Consider the following 15619-nt stretch of genomic DNA (forward strand, 5'->3'; position numbering starts at 1 on the left):
TATTTTTTACATAAAAAAACGACCTGACTTAGTCTGTCAGGTCGTTTAGTCTATACTTGCAACTGCTTAAGAATCAGATTTTTTTGAAGGCTTGAAATACTTCTTTATTTAATTGCTTCTCTGTTTCAACTTCCAAGATACAAGGCTTATCAGAGATAGAGGTGAATTCCTTAATTGCGACCTCATATTCTTCTCTTGTTTTGGCACTGATGTAGTGGATACCAAATTCCTTGCAAAGCTGTTCTGCATTACTATGCTGGAATGTCTCAAAGTATTCTTCCAATTCAGGTTGCCTTGCAGGCCCATCAATCATGCGGAAAATGACACCTCCGTGGTTGTTGAGCAACAAGACTTTTTGGTTGCCTTTATTGACATAGTTGTTCCAGAATGCATTTCGGTCATAAAAGAAGGCAAGGTCACCTGTAATCAAGATATTCGGTTTATCATTGATTAAAGAGTGTCCAATCATGGAACTGGTACAACCATCTATGCCACTGCTGCCCCTGTTGGCCATTACTTCTACATCAGGTCTGTCTTTGATATTGATAAAGTTGGCATATCGTACGGACATGCTGTTTGCTAGATGGAGATTGGTACTTTCTGGCAACTGATCAATCAGGGTTGAAACGGCTTCCAATTCAGAGAATGGCTGACTTGTAAAGAATTCAGCTTTGCCCAAATCATAGTTACTGTCTTCCCTTTTCCATTTGTTCAAGTAAGAAGTTTCTCTCAAATCATTGGAAGGCATAGCTGCCAGCTTACTGAAAAACACCTCAGGAGTAATTCTTATAATCCTTGAAAGTGCCTGATAAGTATCAGCAGCATTGCCGGCAGGTTGTATTTGCCAATGTGCTTTAGGTTTATGCTTACGAAGGTAAAGTTTAAGGTTTTTGGAAATAACAGAGTTTCCAAAAGTGATCAGTAAGTCAGGTGTAAGTTCTCCATCAACCTTGTTGAGGAATACATCCTGATGTCGGATAGCATTAGGTAAGAAGGAATAATTGGAGATCACATCCGCACAGACAGGGAAGGGGAGTTGTGCCAATGAAGCAGCCAATTCTTCATTTTTTGAATCTTGTCCTGCAACGATCAGAATTTTTTCATAGCCAACCAATTCGTCCGAAAGGAGATTCCATTGCGATTCTGTAAAATCGAGTGTAGCCTCAAATGATTCTATCACTTTTACAGGATAGTCAAAATTAAGGGTTTCATCGACTGCAGGGTAAAATGGCTCCCTAATGGGAATATTGATATGTACAGGACCTTTAGGAAAGGCATTTGCTGTATTGATGGCTTCTGATATTGTGCGGTCATATTGCCATTGGGCGTCTGGATGCTCAAAGCTCGCTGGCAAATGGTAACTGGCTTTAACGTGATTCTCAAAAATATTGCGTTGGCGTATCGTTTGCCCATCCTGTTGGTCTACCCATTCATCCGGTCGGTCAGCAGTTAATACTATCAAAGGCACATTCTGGTAAAATGCTTCCGCAATGGCAGGTCCATAATTAAGTGCTGCTGTACCTGAGGTACAAACAATCACAACAGGTGATTTGTCCTGCTGTGCCATACCCATAGCAATAAATGCTGCCGAACGCTCATCACTGATGGTTTTTGTGATGATTTCCGGATGACGAACCATTGCCATGCAGAGTGGGGCACACCTTGAGCCTGGTGACAGAACAGCATGTTTTACCTGTTTCTTGGCACATATACTGGCAATATTGACCAGTGGTTGAAGCTTATATTCATTCATGGTGATCCTGATTGGGTAGTGTTTTAGTCTTTAATTGCAACTGCCTAAAAAATCAAATCAGGGTATTTAAATTTGCACCATTTTAAATACCCTAAACTTTTATCCTATAACTGATCAGTTTCTGAAAAGGATGGAGGAATCTCCATAGCTCAGGAATCTGTAATCATTATCCAAAGCCTGATTGTAAATTTTGCGCCAGTCTTCACCAACGAATGCTGCGATAAGCAGTACAAGCGTTGTGGAAGGCAAATGGAAGTTGGTAATCAATGTATCCACTACCTTAAACTGATATCCTGGCATAATGAAAATGGATGTTTCTCCATTCAGCTCATCAAGACCCTTTTCATTCATGATATTCAGAATTGTCGTAAAGCTTTCTTTACGAGTAGGCAACACACCTTCCTGCTGGTATGGTTCAAGTTTTTGGATATCAAACTTAGCGTCCTTGTCTTTCATCAGCCTAACTCCAAACCAGTAAAGGCTTTCCAATGTCCTCATTGAAGTTGTACCTACAGCGGCTACTTTTTCTGATTCAATCAGTGCTTCCAGGTTTTCTTTGGTCACAATTACCTGTTCGTTGTGCATGTCATGTTCGACCACATTGTCTACACTGATTGGCTTGAAAGTACCAGCACTTACATGAAGCGTCAGTTCATTGGTTTTTACACCTTTCTGCTTCAGTGTATCAATTACCTCTTCAGTAAAATGAAGACCTGCTGTTGGAGCTGCCACAGCACCCTCTTTTTTGCTGTAAACCGTTTGGTATGTACTTCTGTCTTCTACCGTCGCTTCTCTTTTAAGATAAGGAGGAAGAGGTGTCTCACCTGCAGCACTTACGATGTCTACAAACTTGAACTGTGGCTTATTCCACTCAAATTTGACCAATTTCTTTTCCCTGTCTACCAAAGTAGCCGTAAAAATGGTTGGTATTCCATCCACATCCAGTTCTGTAACCAATGGTGTGTCTTTCCACCTTTTCAGGTTTCCGATGGTACATGACCAAACAGCGCCACTTTCAGCGACCATCGCACTGGTAATATCAGCCGAAGGTAATACTGGATTGAAAAGGAAGATTTCAATCAGTGCTCCTGTTTCTTTTTTAAAGAAGAGCCTTGCAGGCAATACCTTGGTATTGTTGAAAAATAACTGGTGGTCAGGTGTCAGAATATCGGTTACTTCCTTGAAAATGCGGTGCTCAATATTTCCATTCTGGTAGTAAAGCAGTTTGGATTCATCCCTTTTCTCTTTTGGAAACTTGGCAATTCGTTCAGTCGGAAGTTCAAAAAAATAGTCCTCCAGTCTGATCTCAGGAAGCTTATTTGTCATTTTGTTCATCATTTATCATTACAAAAGCACCTCATTTTTTCACTTCAATTTGAAACGAAATAGCGTGCTTATGTTTTGTGTTTTAATTACTTAAACAGTTTATGCATTAACCTGCCGATATGATTTTTCGGTAATAATTCTTTCAACAGGCTTGAAGAAACACCTTGTTAATTGTATTTTTGCGCAAATTTACGCTTTCGTTCCCAAATCCCATAGTGAATTGGGTTAATAGGTGAAAAGCAAACAGACAAACGTAACAAAACCATTCTGGAAAAGATGTACAAATCCTTCATTCGTCCCGTTCTTTTTAATTTTGATCCTGAAAAAGTTCACCATTTCACCTTCAATACACTCAAATTTGCGATGAATCTGCCAGGCGCAGGTGCCATTGCTCGAGGATTGTACAAAGTTTCAGACCCAGTGCTGGAAAGAGAAGAATTTGGTATCAAGTTTCCATCACCTGTAGGGCTTGCCGCTGGTTTCGATAAAGAAGCTAAGGTGGTTGATGAGTTCTCTAACTTTGGTTTTGGCTTTATTGAAATTGGTACACTTACACCAAAAGGACAGCCAGGTAATCCCAAGCCAAGAATTTTCCGCTTAAAAGCAGATAATGGGCTGATTAACCGAATGGGTTTCAATAATGAAGGTGTAAAGGAAGCGGTTGAGCGACTGAAGAAAAGAAAGAGTAACGTCATCGTTGGAGGAAACATCGGTAAAAACAAGGTGACACCTAATGAGGATGCTGTTTCGGATTATGAGCAGTGCTTTGAAGCGTTGTTTGATCACGTTGACTACTTTACAGTAAACGTAAGTTCTCCAAATACTCCTAACCTGCGTGCGCTTCAGGATAAAGAACCATTGACAAAGCTGTTACTTGCGCTTCAGGCGTTGAATAATCAAAAAGCTACGCCAAAACCGATTCTACTGAAGATCGCTCCAGACCTGACAGACTCTCAACTGGATGATATCATTGAGATTGCTGAGACGACTGGAATTGCTGGAGTAATTGCAACGAATACAACGATCTCTAGAGCTAACCTGAAATCTTCGGAGAACATGGTTGAGAATATTGGCGCTGGAGGTTTGAGTGGTAAGCCACTGACCAAAAGGTCAACTGAAGTGATTCGTTACTTGTATGAGAAATCAGGAAAGAAGCTGAAAATTATTGGAGTAGGAGGGATACATTCTGCTGCTGATGCAATTGAAAAATTGGAAGCAGGGGCTTGCTTGGTTCAGGTTTACACTGGTTTTATTTATGAAGGACCAAATCTGGTAAAGGAAATCAACAAGGCGCTGATCAAGTATTATAAATCAAAAAAGAACTAAAAATAAAAGTCTGTTCTTGCAACTGCTTTAGCAACAAGAACAGACTTTTTTACTTCAAAGTATATTAGCTGTAAATCTCTTTGTACCTGAATGAAAGGTAGGAGAGCACATCCCCAAATTTTTCGAGTTGTTGCTGCATTTCCTCGTTAACTGTTTTTCCTCTCATTCTCAAAAGCAACAAGCCATAGATACCATTCAAGCAGATTTGAATTTCGTCTGTAATCAAGCCATTGGCAGCCTTAAGGTTTGTTTCAATAGCTGATTTTGCATCCTCATAGATCTTCTGATAATCCTCATCATCTGCAAGCAGTTGCGTGTGCAAGTCAGAGAGAGTCTGAACTTCTTTTTGTACTGTAGAAGTGTGGCCTTGTTCCAATACACCATCTTTTTCCATCTGATCTTTCAGCTGTGCATACCAAGCTTTGATCTCAACTTTTTCTACATCATTAGCAGGTACATGCTTGATGACATACTCATCAACTTGTGTCATATCACAATCAAAAGCCCTAATCAGGTCTTCTGACTGGTACATGAAAACAATGTATTCCGCTATATTCTTCTTTTTCTTCTCAGCTGCTATGTTCATCAGAGTCTTTCTGTTTGTGTTGATCTTTATATATGTGGTCGCAAAAATAAAAGACCTGAAGCTATTTAAAAATAACTTCAGGTCAGTGTCTATATTTTTACTGCGTCTTCTTGTTAAGGTGGTTGCGTTAATCCAGCTCTTCGCCTTGTTTGCGTTTCAGCTCACGGATTTCATCTTGTAGTTTCCAGATGGCTTCCTTCATATCACCCATTGGGTTTAGTGAAGTGTCTTCAGGGAAACTTTTGCCAATATATGCAGCGAATTTCCAAATTTCATAAACCTCTTCAGCCATCACTTCAAACGGAGCGTAGGCAAGGTTTGTAGATTTTAGCAGCAGGGTGTTAGACTCCTTGATCTTGTTGTAGACCTTCTTGAAGACTACACCATCACGTTGGGTTGCAACGATACAAAGGTCACCGTCTCTAACACCGCTCCAATCAGTGAGGTATTCCCCAATGACGATTGAGCCACTAGTGATAGGCAACATTGAATCACCTGAGATTTCGAATGCACGGTAAGTCTTGTTCTTAGGCAAGAAAGGCAGGTTATATTTAGGAAGGTCCTTAATATACTCTGTGTCTTTATAGCCTAATGTGTAACCGGCTGCTGCTTTCTGAGGAACAAGTGCAATAGACTCATTTTCGTCAGCGTCTGTAGTGATTGCAAGTACCCGCAGGTTACTGCCACTAATATAATTTTCCGTATTTTCCTTCTCCAGTAAAAGTTTGTCTGCCATCTTCTCAAAATCAATTTTGAGGAGGTCATCAACGTTTACTTTGAAGAGTTTTGCCATTTCTATGAGTAATTCTAGCTTAGGTTCGGCACGCCCGTCTTCATAAGAACTGATGGCACTGCGGGTAGCATCCAGCATGTTGCCAAGAGCTTCCTGACTGCATTTTGGTTCTAATTGCTGACGCAGGTATCTGATGTTCTTTGCTAGTAGAATTGATTGATTTTTTGCCATAATCTACCAAATTTGACTTTTTGTTGTTTCCAAAATTAACAAATGCTTTTATGTTAAGCAAGAAATCTAGATGTAATCTTTTTGAATATTCAAATCTTTTTTATAGGAAATAGCATCTTTTATGAAACGTGAAAATGAATTTCAAGGAAAAAACAATGTCATTAATTCCCCTAAAATGAATGCATTGTGTTATTAATAATAACAATTGGATGTGTAAAATATAGGCATTGAAATTGGAGCTTAAAAAATGGTTTTTTTGTATTTTTCAAATCTAATTGTTCAAGAGTGTTATATTGTATTTCAGAATGAGGCATGGCAAATTGGATTTTAAACCAAAAGCTTCAATTGATATTAGCTATGCTACTTTTTTATGATGTTTCATTTTAATTGATATGTGAATATGGGGTCTTTTCTTAAGACGATTTTTGCAACAATTGTAGGGGTATTTGTAGCCTTTGCCCTAATCGTGGTTGTTGCAATAGGAATGTTGGTTACAACTGCTTCCAAGATTGGATCTGCTGAGGAGCAGGTTCAGCTAAAAGACAATACGGTTTTGGTACTCAAGTTTGATAAGCCTGTTTCTGAAGTGGCCAATGACCTTCCGTGGGATGATTTTCCATTGCCGTTTACTACTAGCAATGGTACACTTGGACTTCACAAGTTGAGAAATGCTATCAGTCAAGCCAAAACAGATGATAAGGTTGCTGGTATTCTTCTGGAAGGTGGACAGTTCCAAGGCGGTTTTGGTATTGAAACAGAGGTGAGGGAAGCTTTAGAGGATTTCAAGAAGTCCGGAAAGTTTATCTATAGCTATGCCAATAATATGTCAGAAGGCGGCTATTACCTAAACTCAATTGCAGATGAAATATATTTGAACCCTGCTGGAAATATAGAGCTGAATGGTCTTTCTGTTGAACTTCAGTATTTCAAGGATTTCTTTGCCAAGATTGGTGTAGAACCTGAAGTTTTCAGAGTTGGTAAATACAAAAGTGCTGTAGAGCCTTTTATAACTGACAAGATGAGTGATGCCAACCGCGAGCAAATCAGTGCTTACCTGAACTCGATGTATGATTATTATTTGGATGTGGTTGCTGCATCCAGAAATATAGATAGGGCTGAACTGAAAAGGGTTTCTGATGAAATGCTGGTAAGAAACCCAGATGATGCACTTAAGAGCAAGCTGGTTACACAAGTGGCTTACCGCAACAAGATGATGGAAGACTTAAAAGTCAAACTGGGTCAAGATGCAGAAAGTAAATTGAACTTGTTGACGGTAGAGAAATTCATGAAATCACTGAAGGCTGATAAGTCACACTCTTCAAACAAGATCGCCGTTTTGGTTTGTGAAGGTGACATTGTCGACGGTAAAGGTCAAATTGGTCAGATTGGTGGTGATGACATTGCTGATAGGCTAAGAAAGCTTCGTGAAGATGACGATGTAAAAGCGGTGGTATTGAGAGTGAATTCTCCAGGCGGAAGCGCTCTAGCTTCAGACATCATGTGGCATGAAGTACAATTGATGAAGGAGAAGAAACCTATTATAGCGTCAATGTCTTCATATGCAGCTTCAGGAGGATATTACATGTCAATGGGATGCGACAAGATTGTAGCCCTGCCAAATACCATTACAGGCTCAATTGGCATCTTTGGATTGGCGCTTAACCCTTCCAACCTGTTTGAGGATAAGATGGGCATTAACACTTATGCTGTTTCTACTGGTAAATACTCAAACTTTATGAGTTTGTTGGATGACTTCACTGAAGAGGAGAAAAGCATTATTCAGCAGAATGTCAATGAAGGCTACGAGCGTTTTACTTCCAAAGCAGCCGCAGGCAGAAATATGTCAAAAGATGCGCTGCTTGAAATTGCTCAGGGAAGAGTATGGACAGGAGCAGATGCCATACGTATCGGTTTGGTTGATAAACTGGGCGGCATTGAACAAGCAATTGTTTTGGCAGCTGAGCAAGCAGAAGTAGGAGAGGATTATGAAGTAGAGTACATCCCGAAAGAGAAAAACCTGCTTGAATCACTTTTTGAGGATTTAGCAGATGACTATACCGAATATAGTCTCAAAAATAAGTTGGGACCGATGTATGAGGTGTATAAACAAATGGAGTTGGCTTTTGGTCTTCAAGGTGTCAATGCAAGATTACCGTATACACTTGATATTAAATAAAAGCTTAATGCTCATAATATTGAGTCCATGTAACGGCAGGTTACATGGACTTTTTTTATATCCAAATAGATTGAATATAAGTCGCAACTTGCAACTAAATATTACTTGATATCCTCTAAATATTCTAACTCGTAATCCGTATCTTTTAAAACAATTTAGGAAAGGCCTTGTCTTATAGCTGATATCATTTCTATTGTAAACGATCACTTCATATGAACACCAAAAGCATATCATTCCCAAACTTTGAAGGTCAGCAACTTTCAGCCAAACTGGATCTTCCAGTAGATCAACACCCAAAAACATTTGCCATCTTTTCTCATTGCTTTACCTGTAACAAGAACCTCTCTGCAGTAAGGAATATTAGTCAGTCGTTGACGCAAAATGGGATTGGGGTTCTTCGGTTTGATTTCACAGGGTTAGGAGACAGTGAAGGCGATTTTTCGGATACCAACTTTTCAACTAGTGTCGACGATCTAATTGCTGCCGCCAAATTTCTTGAAAACAATTATGTAGCGCCATCCCTGATGGTAGGACATTCATTAGGGGGAGCAGCTGTAATCTTTGCAGGTAGCAGGTTGGACTCCATTAAGGCAATTGCGACAATAGGTGCACCCTCAGATCCTGAACATGTTCAGCACCTGCTAAAAGAAGGGATGGAAGAGATTCAGCAATTAGGAGAAGCGACTGTCAGGATAGGAGGTAGGCCTTTCAAGGTTAAGAAGCAGTTGATAGATGATTTGAACCAGCAGGCCATGTATCCATTACTAAAGCATTTGCGAAAAGGACTACTGGTGATGCATTCCCCTCAAGATAAAATCGTTGATATCTCCAATGCAGCAAGAATCTATGAGACAGCATATCATCCGAAGAGCTTTGTCTCTCTGGATGGCGCAGATCACTTGATGAGTAATCCAGAAGACTCACGGTATGCAGGAACTGTAATTGCTGCTTGGGCTAAAAAGTATATCAAGGAAGAAAGTAAAGCTCCAGACCTGAAAACAGACAAGGATGTAGTCGTCAGTATTGGGGATAAAGGATATACTACAGAAATGTTGGTGGGAAAACATTATATGGTAGCCGATGAGCCCGAAGATGTAGGTGGCTTTGATTTTGGACCGAGCCCCTATGGTTATCTTACAGCAGCACTGGGAGCATGTACTGCTATGACCCTACGGCTTTATGCAGACCACAAGCAATTGGAAGTTGAAGAAATTAATATCCATTTGAGTCATTCAAAAAGCCATATGGAAGACTGCGAAAATTGTGAAGCTGATAACCAAAGTAAGATTGATCACTTTGATCGGGAAATTGAAATAAAGGGAAACCTTACTGAAGCCCAACGGAACCGAATGCTTGAGATCGCTGATAAGTGTCCTGTCCACCGGACATTACATGAAGAAGTCAAGGTTTCTACCAAGCTGAAATAGAAATGGCATGCATAAAATAATAAAAGCTCTTTGGGATAGACCCTCAAAGAGCTTTTATCATTTATAACGATTGAAGCTTAGTGCCAGGCGATATCAAGGCAGATGTCGTCGTACTGATGCTCGCCAGTGCCAAATTCCAATTCAAGTTCAGGAAAACGGTTAGTGACAATATTCAGCAATTGTCCGATCCCCGCAAAGTCAACAATTGTATTGGCAGCTGTCAGCAGCGTGATTTCTGCGCTTTTGGGCGTATTCTTCACATTGTCAAGTTCTTTGGTTAGCATAGTTGCCAATTCATCTAGGTTATTGCCTGTTACAGTCAGATTCCTTCTCATGGTAATTATTTTGGTTGTATATCATTGTGATGCCGAAAGCGATTGTCAAATACAGCTTCAGCTAAATAGCTTTTGGTCAAATTAAAGCAAATTCAAGGTTGGTTTGAAAAAGGTAGCGGAATATTTATACATATAATACTGAATATTAAGTCAATAAATTTGAATTGTTAACGGATATAAATAAATTATAATTAAATAATGATCCAATTCAATTTTTCAACAACAAAAACCTATAGCTCCAAGCAGCTATGCTTATATAGAAATTCCCCTCATTTCTATTATTTACTTTCAAACATTAAACATACATGAAAAAGGTAATAACCCTTTTAACTATCCTATCCTTATCATTCCTTTTTTCTTGTGAAAAGGAAGAATCAAATGTAAATCCTATAAATGAAGCTACTCCTGAATTAATTGCCAAGCTTAACAATCTTGGTTTTAATACGCATGATTTTCAAGTGGTCGTTTATGAGGGCAATATCATCGTTGAAAATGATATCGTTCTGACAATGGATCAGCTTGATAAAATGTCTGCCGTAAAGGCAATGCCAGATCAGGAGCATTATGCTACAGATTATTTAGTAGCAAGTTTGCCACGTACAATCAATGTGTATGTGAGCACCAGTTTTTCGCAAAACTATTTTGATGCTACCGACGCTGCCATTTCACGCTACAATGCGGAAAGTCTGACACTGACATTCCAGCGTGTTACCAGTTCAAGTAGTGCTGATATTTCCATTGTACCTTCACCTTGGTACTATGGCTTTTTCGGTATTTTGGGTTCTGCTGGTTTCCCTACAGCTGCTGGAGACCCACACAATGAAATTATGCTTACAAGATCTTACTATGACGGTGTAACAGATCTAGGAGCATTGACAACTACTATTGCGCATGAAATGGGGCACTGCATCGGGTTCAGACACACAGACTATATGGACAGAAGTTTTAGCTGTGGTGGCTCTACTGATGATGAAGGTGCCTCAGATGTAGGTGCCAACCATATTGCAGGAACACCTACAACTCCTGAAACTGGCTCTTGGATGCTTGCTTGTTCTGACGGTTCTGACCGTCCTTTCACTGCAAGTGATAAAACGGCTTTGGACGTACTTTATTAATTGCCAATTCAATAAAACTTAGAAATGAGGGAAGCCCCGCTTTATATAGGAAGCGGGGTTTTTATTTGGGCAAATCATTATCTAATTTCAGAAAAAACATTCCGATATTTATGTCAGTATCACTTTCTGTCAGCTACCCAAAACTATACTTCAAATTGAATACAACTACCACCCGAGACGAACTTTTCAGAAGACTATCATGGTCATTACTCACAATCCTAATTCTCAGTGCTATAGGTTGGGGAGGTTGGAAAGCCTTCGATCTATTGGCACCTAAAACAGTTTATGTACGCTTCAGTATAGAGACACCAGAACAGGCGAGCTATTACCTTAAAATTGGGGCGAAACTTCATGAATCCCCTTGGAACACAGGAACTGTTTTCTTACCAGCAGAAGCCAACAAAAGAAAAGATAGTCGTTATAAAACCCATGTAATGACTCCATGGTTTAACCTGGCCGAACTACCTAAAGCAAAGCTCCACAAATCCCTGAATAGGGCAGGAGGCAAGTCAGAATTACCCAATGTCATCTTACAGATTTATGGACTGGAAAACTTTAACCCTAAGAAGCTCATTATAGAACTGGCTACCCAAAAAGGAGAGAAGAAGAGCATTGAAAAGCGTATGGAGGAAACTTTCAATGGAAACTGGACCAGCTTCTTGGTTTCTCCAACTTTACAATTGGATGCCAGTGAACTGGAAACAGCTTCTGAAATGACAGAAAGGCATTTGGAGTGGGCTAAGGCAATTTCAGGAAACGAAATGGTTACTCCTGAAAAGCTGATTATCCAGACCAGTCTTTGGGGTAAGCAACGTGAGGAACTGAATGAAAAGGAAGCGCAGGTCTTGAAATACTTGGGTTTTAATACTGTATCGTCAACCATAGACAAATTCCATGAACTGTATGGCTTCAGGAAACCTGTACATTCCCATGCGATAAAGGTAAGTCCCGCCTTAACCAATGAAGATGCCTATCAATTGATGAAAGACCTACTTTTACCCAATCAGAAAGGAAAGCGTAAGGTTATTCCTCAAAAAGGGACACCTTTTAATTTTTCTGATGAACTGGTTTGTAGACCTCCAATCGGCAAAGACTCTGCAGCAATAACACATTTTCATCAATGGCTTTCTGATAACCAGATTTCAGCAAATGAACTGGGAGTAGACAGTCTTTCAGCAGTGGTGCCTATAGAAACGCCCAATGACCTAAGAGAAAGACAGGTAAAGGAAAAGCAGTTTGCCAATCGCATCTTTTATTATACATCGCGTTTCAGACAGGAAAAAGCAACTTCTTTATTAAGGCAATATACGGTTTCGCTTCACCAATTAGCAGGAGCGTCCATGGTATCATCTACACTGATCGCTGATCACCCTTATTTTAGTGGTACTGGTTTAGGTATGGGAATGACTCCCAATATGGCTTGGGGAGGATCGCCTTTGGCATTGGACTGGTTTGATATAGGAAGACGGGAGGCTGTAGACCTGATAGGTATTGAAGACTGGCTTGGCTTACAATACATGTATGGTCCAAATTATACATGGGAAGGCTTTCAACTGTTGGGTTTTCAGGCTGCCATTTTCAGAAGTGCAAGCCAAGGGAAGCTACCAATCATTACTTGGATAACCCCAAGTGATGAAAAGAACTTGCGTTTAAAAGCATCTTCTGCTTTGTGTCAAGGAGCCAAGCATTTTTACTTTTGGAGTTATGGGCCGACATCCATGAGTACGGAAAACTATTGGTCTGATCTCAAAGGAGAATATTATGGGCTAGTGGATATCACAAGGCGATTGGCTAAGACCGAAGACATTATCGCCCCTGGTCATACACGAAAGACCAAGGTGGCAATTTTGTATAGTATCTCATCAGATTTATGGCAGCCATTTGGGTATCAGCATATGCTAGAAAGGAGAGGGCTGTACTTTTCTCTAATACATGGTCAGTATCTGGTTGACTTTCTTTCCGAAGAGGATGTTGAAGCTGGCAGGTTATCAGACTATGAAGTGCTCTATACCGCTGACCCTTGCATTAAAACCTCAGCAGTGACAAAAATTGACGACTGGGTCAGAAATGGTGGATTACTCTATGGAACCTGTATGGCTGGTAGCCGAAATGAGTTTGGTGAAGAAGTGGATGGACTCTCAAATGTATTTGGCATTACACCGAAACCTAAAGCCACTTTACAGAAAGGAAAGTACAGAATTAGGGGAGAGCTGAACCAGTTGGAATACCTTGACAAGGTCAAAACGGAATATGTAGAGATTGGTGTTGTAGGAATGAAGGTTGATTTTGCACCATTAAAAAGTACAGAAGTAAAAGGACGTTTCAATAATGGCAGACCTGCATTGGTCATCAACAAATATGGCAGTGGGAAGGCAGTTTATGCAGGCACTACACCTGGTATTTCTTATATCAAAGACGCTAATTTTGCCAAGAAAGGATTAAGGGAAAAGTGGCCCACCAACCCTAGAATCTTTATCAACCATTGGGTCAATCATATCAAGCCTTTGGTGAAACTATCAGCTCCAGTCGTAGAAACAGGAATATTCGAGACTTCAAATGCAACCGCCTTGATTCTGGCTAATTTCACTTACATCCAAATACCAAACCTTCAGGTCAGTATAAATGTGAAACAAAGACCTTCTGCTGTTACCTCAACAGAGCATGGAGGAGTGAGTTTTAACTTGTCCAAATCAGATAACAAAACCTATCCTTATAAGGTAGACTTTGTCTTGCCTTTGGACTTGAATGATATTATTATGATAAAATAAAAAAAGCTGGAGAGTTTATTCTCCAGCTTTTTTTGGGTGGCTAGTAAGCTAGCTTATTTATGGGCCCAATCAAACTGATTGATATTGGTAACTGCGGTTGTAAGCAGATTTACCATAGCCTTTACATCATCCTCATGTACCATTTCAGTGGTTTGGTGAAGGTACCTCATAGGTAAGGATATTGCACCTGCAATAGCGCCATTCTTAGCCATTCTCTGGATTCCAGCTGTATCTGTACCTCCAGCTGGTAGGATTTCCGTTTGGTTGGCAATCTTATTCTCCTCCGCGATATTTGTTAGGTACTCGATCATTCTGTAGTCACAGATAGTACCTGAGTCATACAGCTTGACAGCAGCTCCTTTACCCATCTCTGTTACCTTTTTATCAGGAGATATACCTGGAATATCATTGGCAACAGTTACATCCAATGCAATTCCAAAGTCTGGGTCCACACCGTGTGCAGCCACATGCGCTCCTCTTAGGCCTACTTCTTCCTGTACAGTGAATACAGCATACAAATCGTATGGCACTTCCTTAAGCTGCTTTAGCATCTCAATTAAGGCATAGACACAAATTCTGTCATCCAGTGACTTCCCATTGAGCATATTGCCAATCATCATCAAATCCTGACGGCGGCTAACGGTATCACCCGGTTTTACCAATTCCTTCACTTCTTCAGCAGGAAGACCAAGGTCAATAAAGTACTCATCCAGTTTGACAACACGATTTCTTTCTTCTTGACTCATTGAGTGAATAGGCTTACATCCCATCACACCAACTAGGTCTTTTTTACCATGTACAATTACCCTCATAGAGGTAATCGTTTTAGGGTCAAAACCTCCCAGTGGAATAAAGCGCAGGTAGCCTTGGTCATCAACATGGCTTACCATAAAGCCTATTTCATCCATATGGGCTGCAACCATCACCTTTTTACCATCAGGGTTGTTGGTACCTTTCTTGACAGTAATCAGGTTACCTATATTATCGGTGTAAAACTCATCCACCAACGGCTTGATTTCCTCAATGATCCTGTTTCTTATTCTCGCCTCGTATCCAGGAACACCAGGAGTTGAGACAATGTCATTCAGTAGGTCAAAGTCAATTTTATTAAGCATAATGATATGGTTTTTGTTAAGTCTAATCTTTGGAATGGAATTCACATACCAAGATATTTTCGGAAACTTGCTGCGAAACAATTTTTCTGTTTCTGCTGTCAACTTCTATCTCCAAGCTATTGTCAAAGGCCATGGCATCCAAAATCTTCAGCGTTGTACCAATGCCAATTCCTACCTTGTCAAGGTATTGTAGAAAAGTACTGTTGGAGTCGTCAACAGAAACTACTTTATATTGTCTCCCTCTTTTACACTCTGACAGCTTGAGTGATATAACCTGATGATTGAAATTGCCCTTTGCATCCGGAATCGGATCACCATGAGGGTCAAACTTGGGATATCCAAGAAACTCATCAAGTCGCTCAATCATTGGAACTGACTTAATGTGCTCCAACTGCTCAGCCACTTCATGGACTTCATCCCAGTTAAACTTCAGTTTTTCAAGTAAAAAAACCTCCCAAAGGCGGTGCTTTCTGATCACCCAAAGCGCTATTTTCCTTCCATCATCTGTGAGGGTAACCCCTTTGTACTTTACGTAGTTGACCAACCTTTTACTATCCAGCTTCTTGATCATATCCGAAACAGATGCTGGTTTGGTACTTAACACTTCAGCAATTGCATTGGTAGTAACATTGTCGCCTTTTTCGGAAAGGTGATATATGGTTTTCAGGTAGTTTTCTTCAGCCCTGCTATAGTTCATAAAAGGTGGTTATGTTCTGTGTTGGCTGGCT

At 40.2% G+C, this 15619-nt stretch carries 12 protein-coding genes; 5 read left to right on the top strand and 7 right to left on the bottom strand.

The annotated features are described in order from the left end of the window. Positions 1 to 73: 73 nt before the first annotated feature. Positions 74 to 1753 (bottom strand): 2-succinyl-5-enolpyruvyl-6-hydroxy-3-cyclohexene-1-carboxylic-acid synthase, encoded by a 1680-nt coding sequence (gene menD, locus V6R21_RS15620; protein ID WP_334244564.1) that lies wholly within the window; start codon positions 1751 to 1753, stop codon positions 74 to 76. A gap of 114 nt (positions 1754 to 1867) precedes the next feature. Then, positions 1868 to 3079 (bottom strand): S-adenosylmethionine:tRNA ribosyltransferase-isomerase, encoded by a 1212-nt coding sequence (locus V6R21_RS15625; protein ID WP_334244565.1) that lies wholly within the window; start codon positions 3077 to 3079, stop codon positions 1868 to 1870. Positions 3080 to 3355: 276 nt separating this feature from the next. On the opposite strand from V6R21_RS15625, the gene V6R21_RS15630 reads away from it, so the two are divergent. Continuing rightward, the gene (locus tag V6R21_RS15630; protein ID WP_334244566.1) at positions 3356 to 4405 is read left to right on the top strand and encodes a quinone-dependent dihydroorotate dehydrogenase; all 1050 of its coding nucleotides are present in this window, start codon (positions 3356 to 3358) and stop codon (positions 4403 to 4405) included. Between the two features lie 64 nt (positions 4406 to 4469). Here V6R21_RS15630 and V6R21_RS15635 read toward each other — a convergent pair whose 3' ends face one another. Next, positions 4470 to 4991, bottom strand: a complete 522-nt coding sequence (locus V6R21_RS15635; RefSeq protein WP_334244567.1) for a DUF4924 family protein — start codon at positions 4989 to 4991, stop codon at positions 4470 to 4472. Between the two features lie 127 nt (positions 4992 to 5118). Further along, positions 5119 to 5955, bottom strand: a complete 837-nt coding sequence (locus V6R21_RS15640; protein WP_334244568.1) for a LexA family transcriptional regulator — start codon at positions 5953 to 5955, stop codon at positions 5119 to 5121. A 400-nt stretch (positions 5956 to 6355) separates the two neighbouring features. Between V6R21_RS15640 and sppA the strand changes: the two genes are divergently transcribed. Continuing rightward, entirely contained in the window at positions 6356 to 8131 is a 1776-nt protein-coding gene (sppA, locus tag V6R21_RS15645; RefSeq protein ID WP_334244569.1) for a signal peptide peptidase SppA, read from the top strand. Positions 8132 to 8343: 212 nt separating this feature from the next. After that, positions 8344 to 9558 (top strand): bifunctional alpha/beta hydrolase/OsmC family protein, encoded by a 1215-nt coding sequence (locus V6R21_RS15650; protein WP_334244570.1) that lies wholly within the window; start codon positions 8344 to 8346, stop codon positions 9556 to 9558. A gap of 77 nt (positions 9559 to 9635) precedes the next feature. Here the strand turns inward: V6R21_RS15650 and V6R21_RS15655 are convergent, their stop codons facing one another. Continuing rightward, positions 9636 to 9893 carry a hypothetical protein gene (locus tag V6R21_RS15655; RefSeq protein ID WP_334244571.1) on the bottom strand — a complete coding sequence of 86 codons (258 nt, stop codon included), beginning with the start codon at positions 9891 to 9893 and terminating at the stop codon, positions 9636 to 9638. A gap of 305 nt (positions 9894 to 10198) precedes the next feature. Here V6R21_RS15655 and V6R21_RS15660 point away from each other — a divergent pair, with 305 nt between their 5' ends. Together V6R21_RS15660 and V6R21_RS15665 are read left to right on the top strand one after the other, a co-directional pair. Then, positions 10199 to 11008 carry a M57 family metalloprotease gene (locus V6R21_RS15660; RefSeq protein WP_334244572.1) on the top strand — a complete coding sequence of 270 codons (810 nt, stop codon included), beginning with the start codon at positions 10199 to 10201 and terminating at the stop codon, positions 11006 to 11008. Positions 11009 to 11118: 110 nt separating this feature from the next. Beyond that, positions 11119 to 13776 carry a beta-galactosidase trimerization domain-containing protein gene (locus tag V6R21_RS15665; RefSeq protein WP_334244573.1) on the top strand — a complete coding sequence of 886 codons (2658 nt, stop codon included), beginning with the start codon at positions 11119 to 11121 and terminating at the stop codon, positions 13774 to 13776. 53 nt (positions 13777 to 13829) lie between these two features. Here V6R21_RS15665 and V6R21_RS15670 read toward each other — a convergent pair whose 3' ends face one another. Together V6R21_RS15670 and V6R21_RS15675 are read right to left on the bottom strand one after the other, a co-directional pair. After that, positions 13830 to 14891 carry a M42 family metallopeptidase gene (locus tag V6R21_RS15670; protein ID WP_334244574.1) on the bottom strand — a complete coding sequence of 354 codons (1062 nt, stop codon included), beginning with the start codon at positions 14889 to 14891 and terminating at the stop codon, positions 13830 to 13832. Between the two features lie 22 nt (positions 14892 to 14913). Further along, positions 14914 to 15588, bottom strand: coding sequence for a metal-dependent transcriptional regulator (locus V6R21_RS15675; RefSeq protein WP_334244575.1), 675 nt, complete (start codon positions 15586 to 15588; stop codon positions 14914 to 14916). Positions 15589 to 15619 lie beyond the last annotated feature (31 nt).

The organism is Limibacter armeniacum, assembly GCF_036880985.1.
Lineage (GTDB): Bacteria > Bacteroidota > Bacteroidia > Cytophagales > Flammeovirgaceae > Limibacter > Limibacter armeniacum.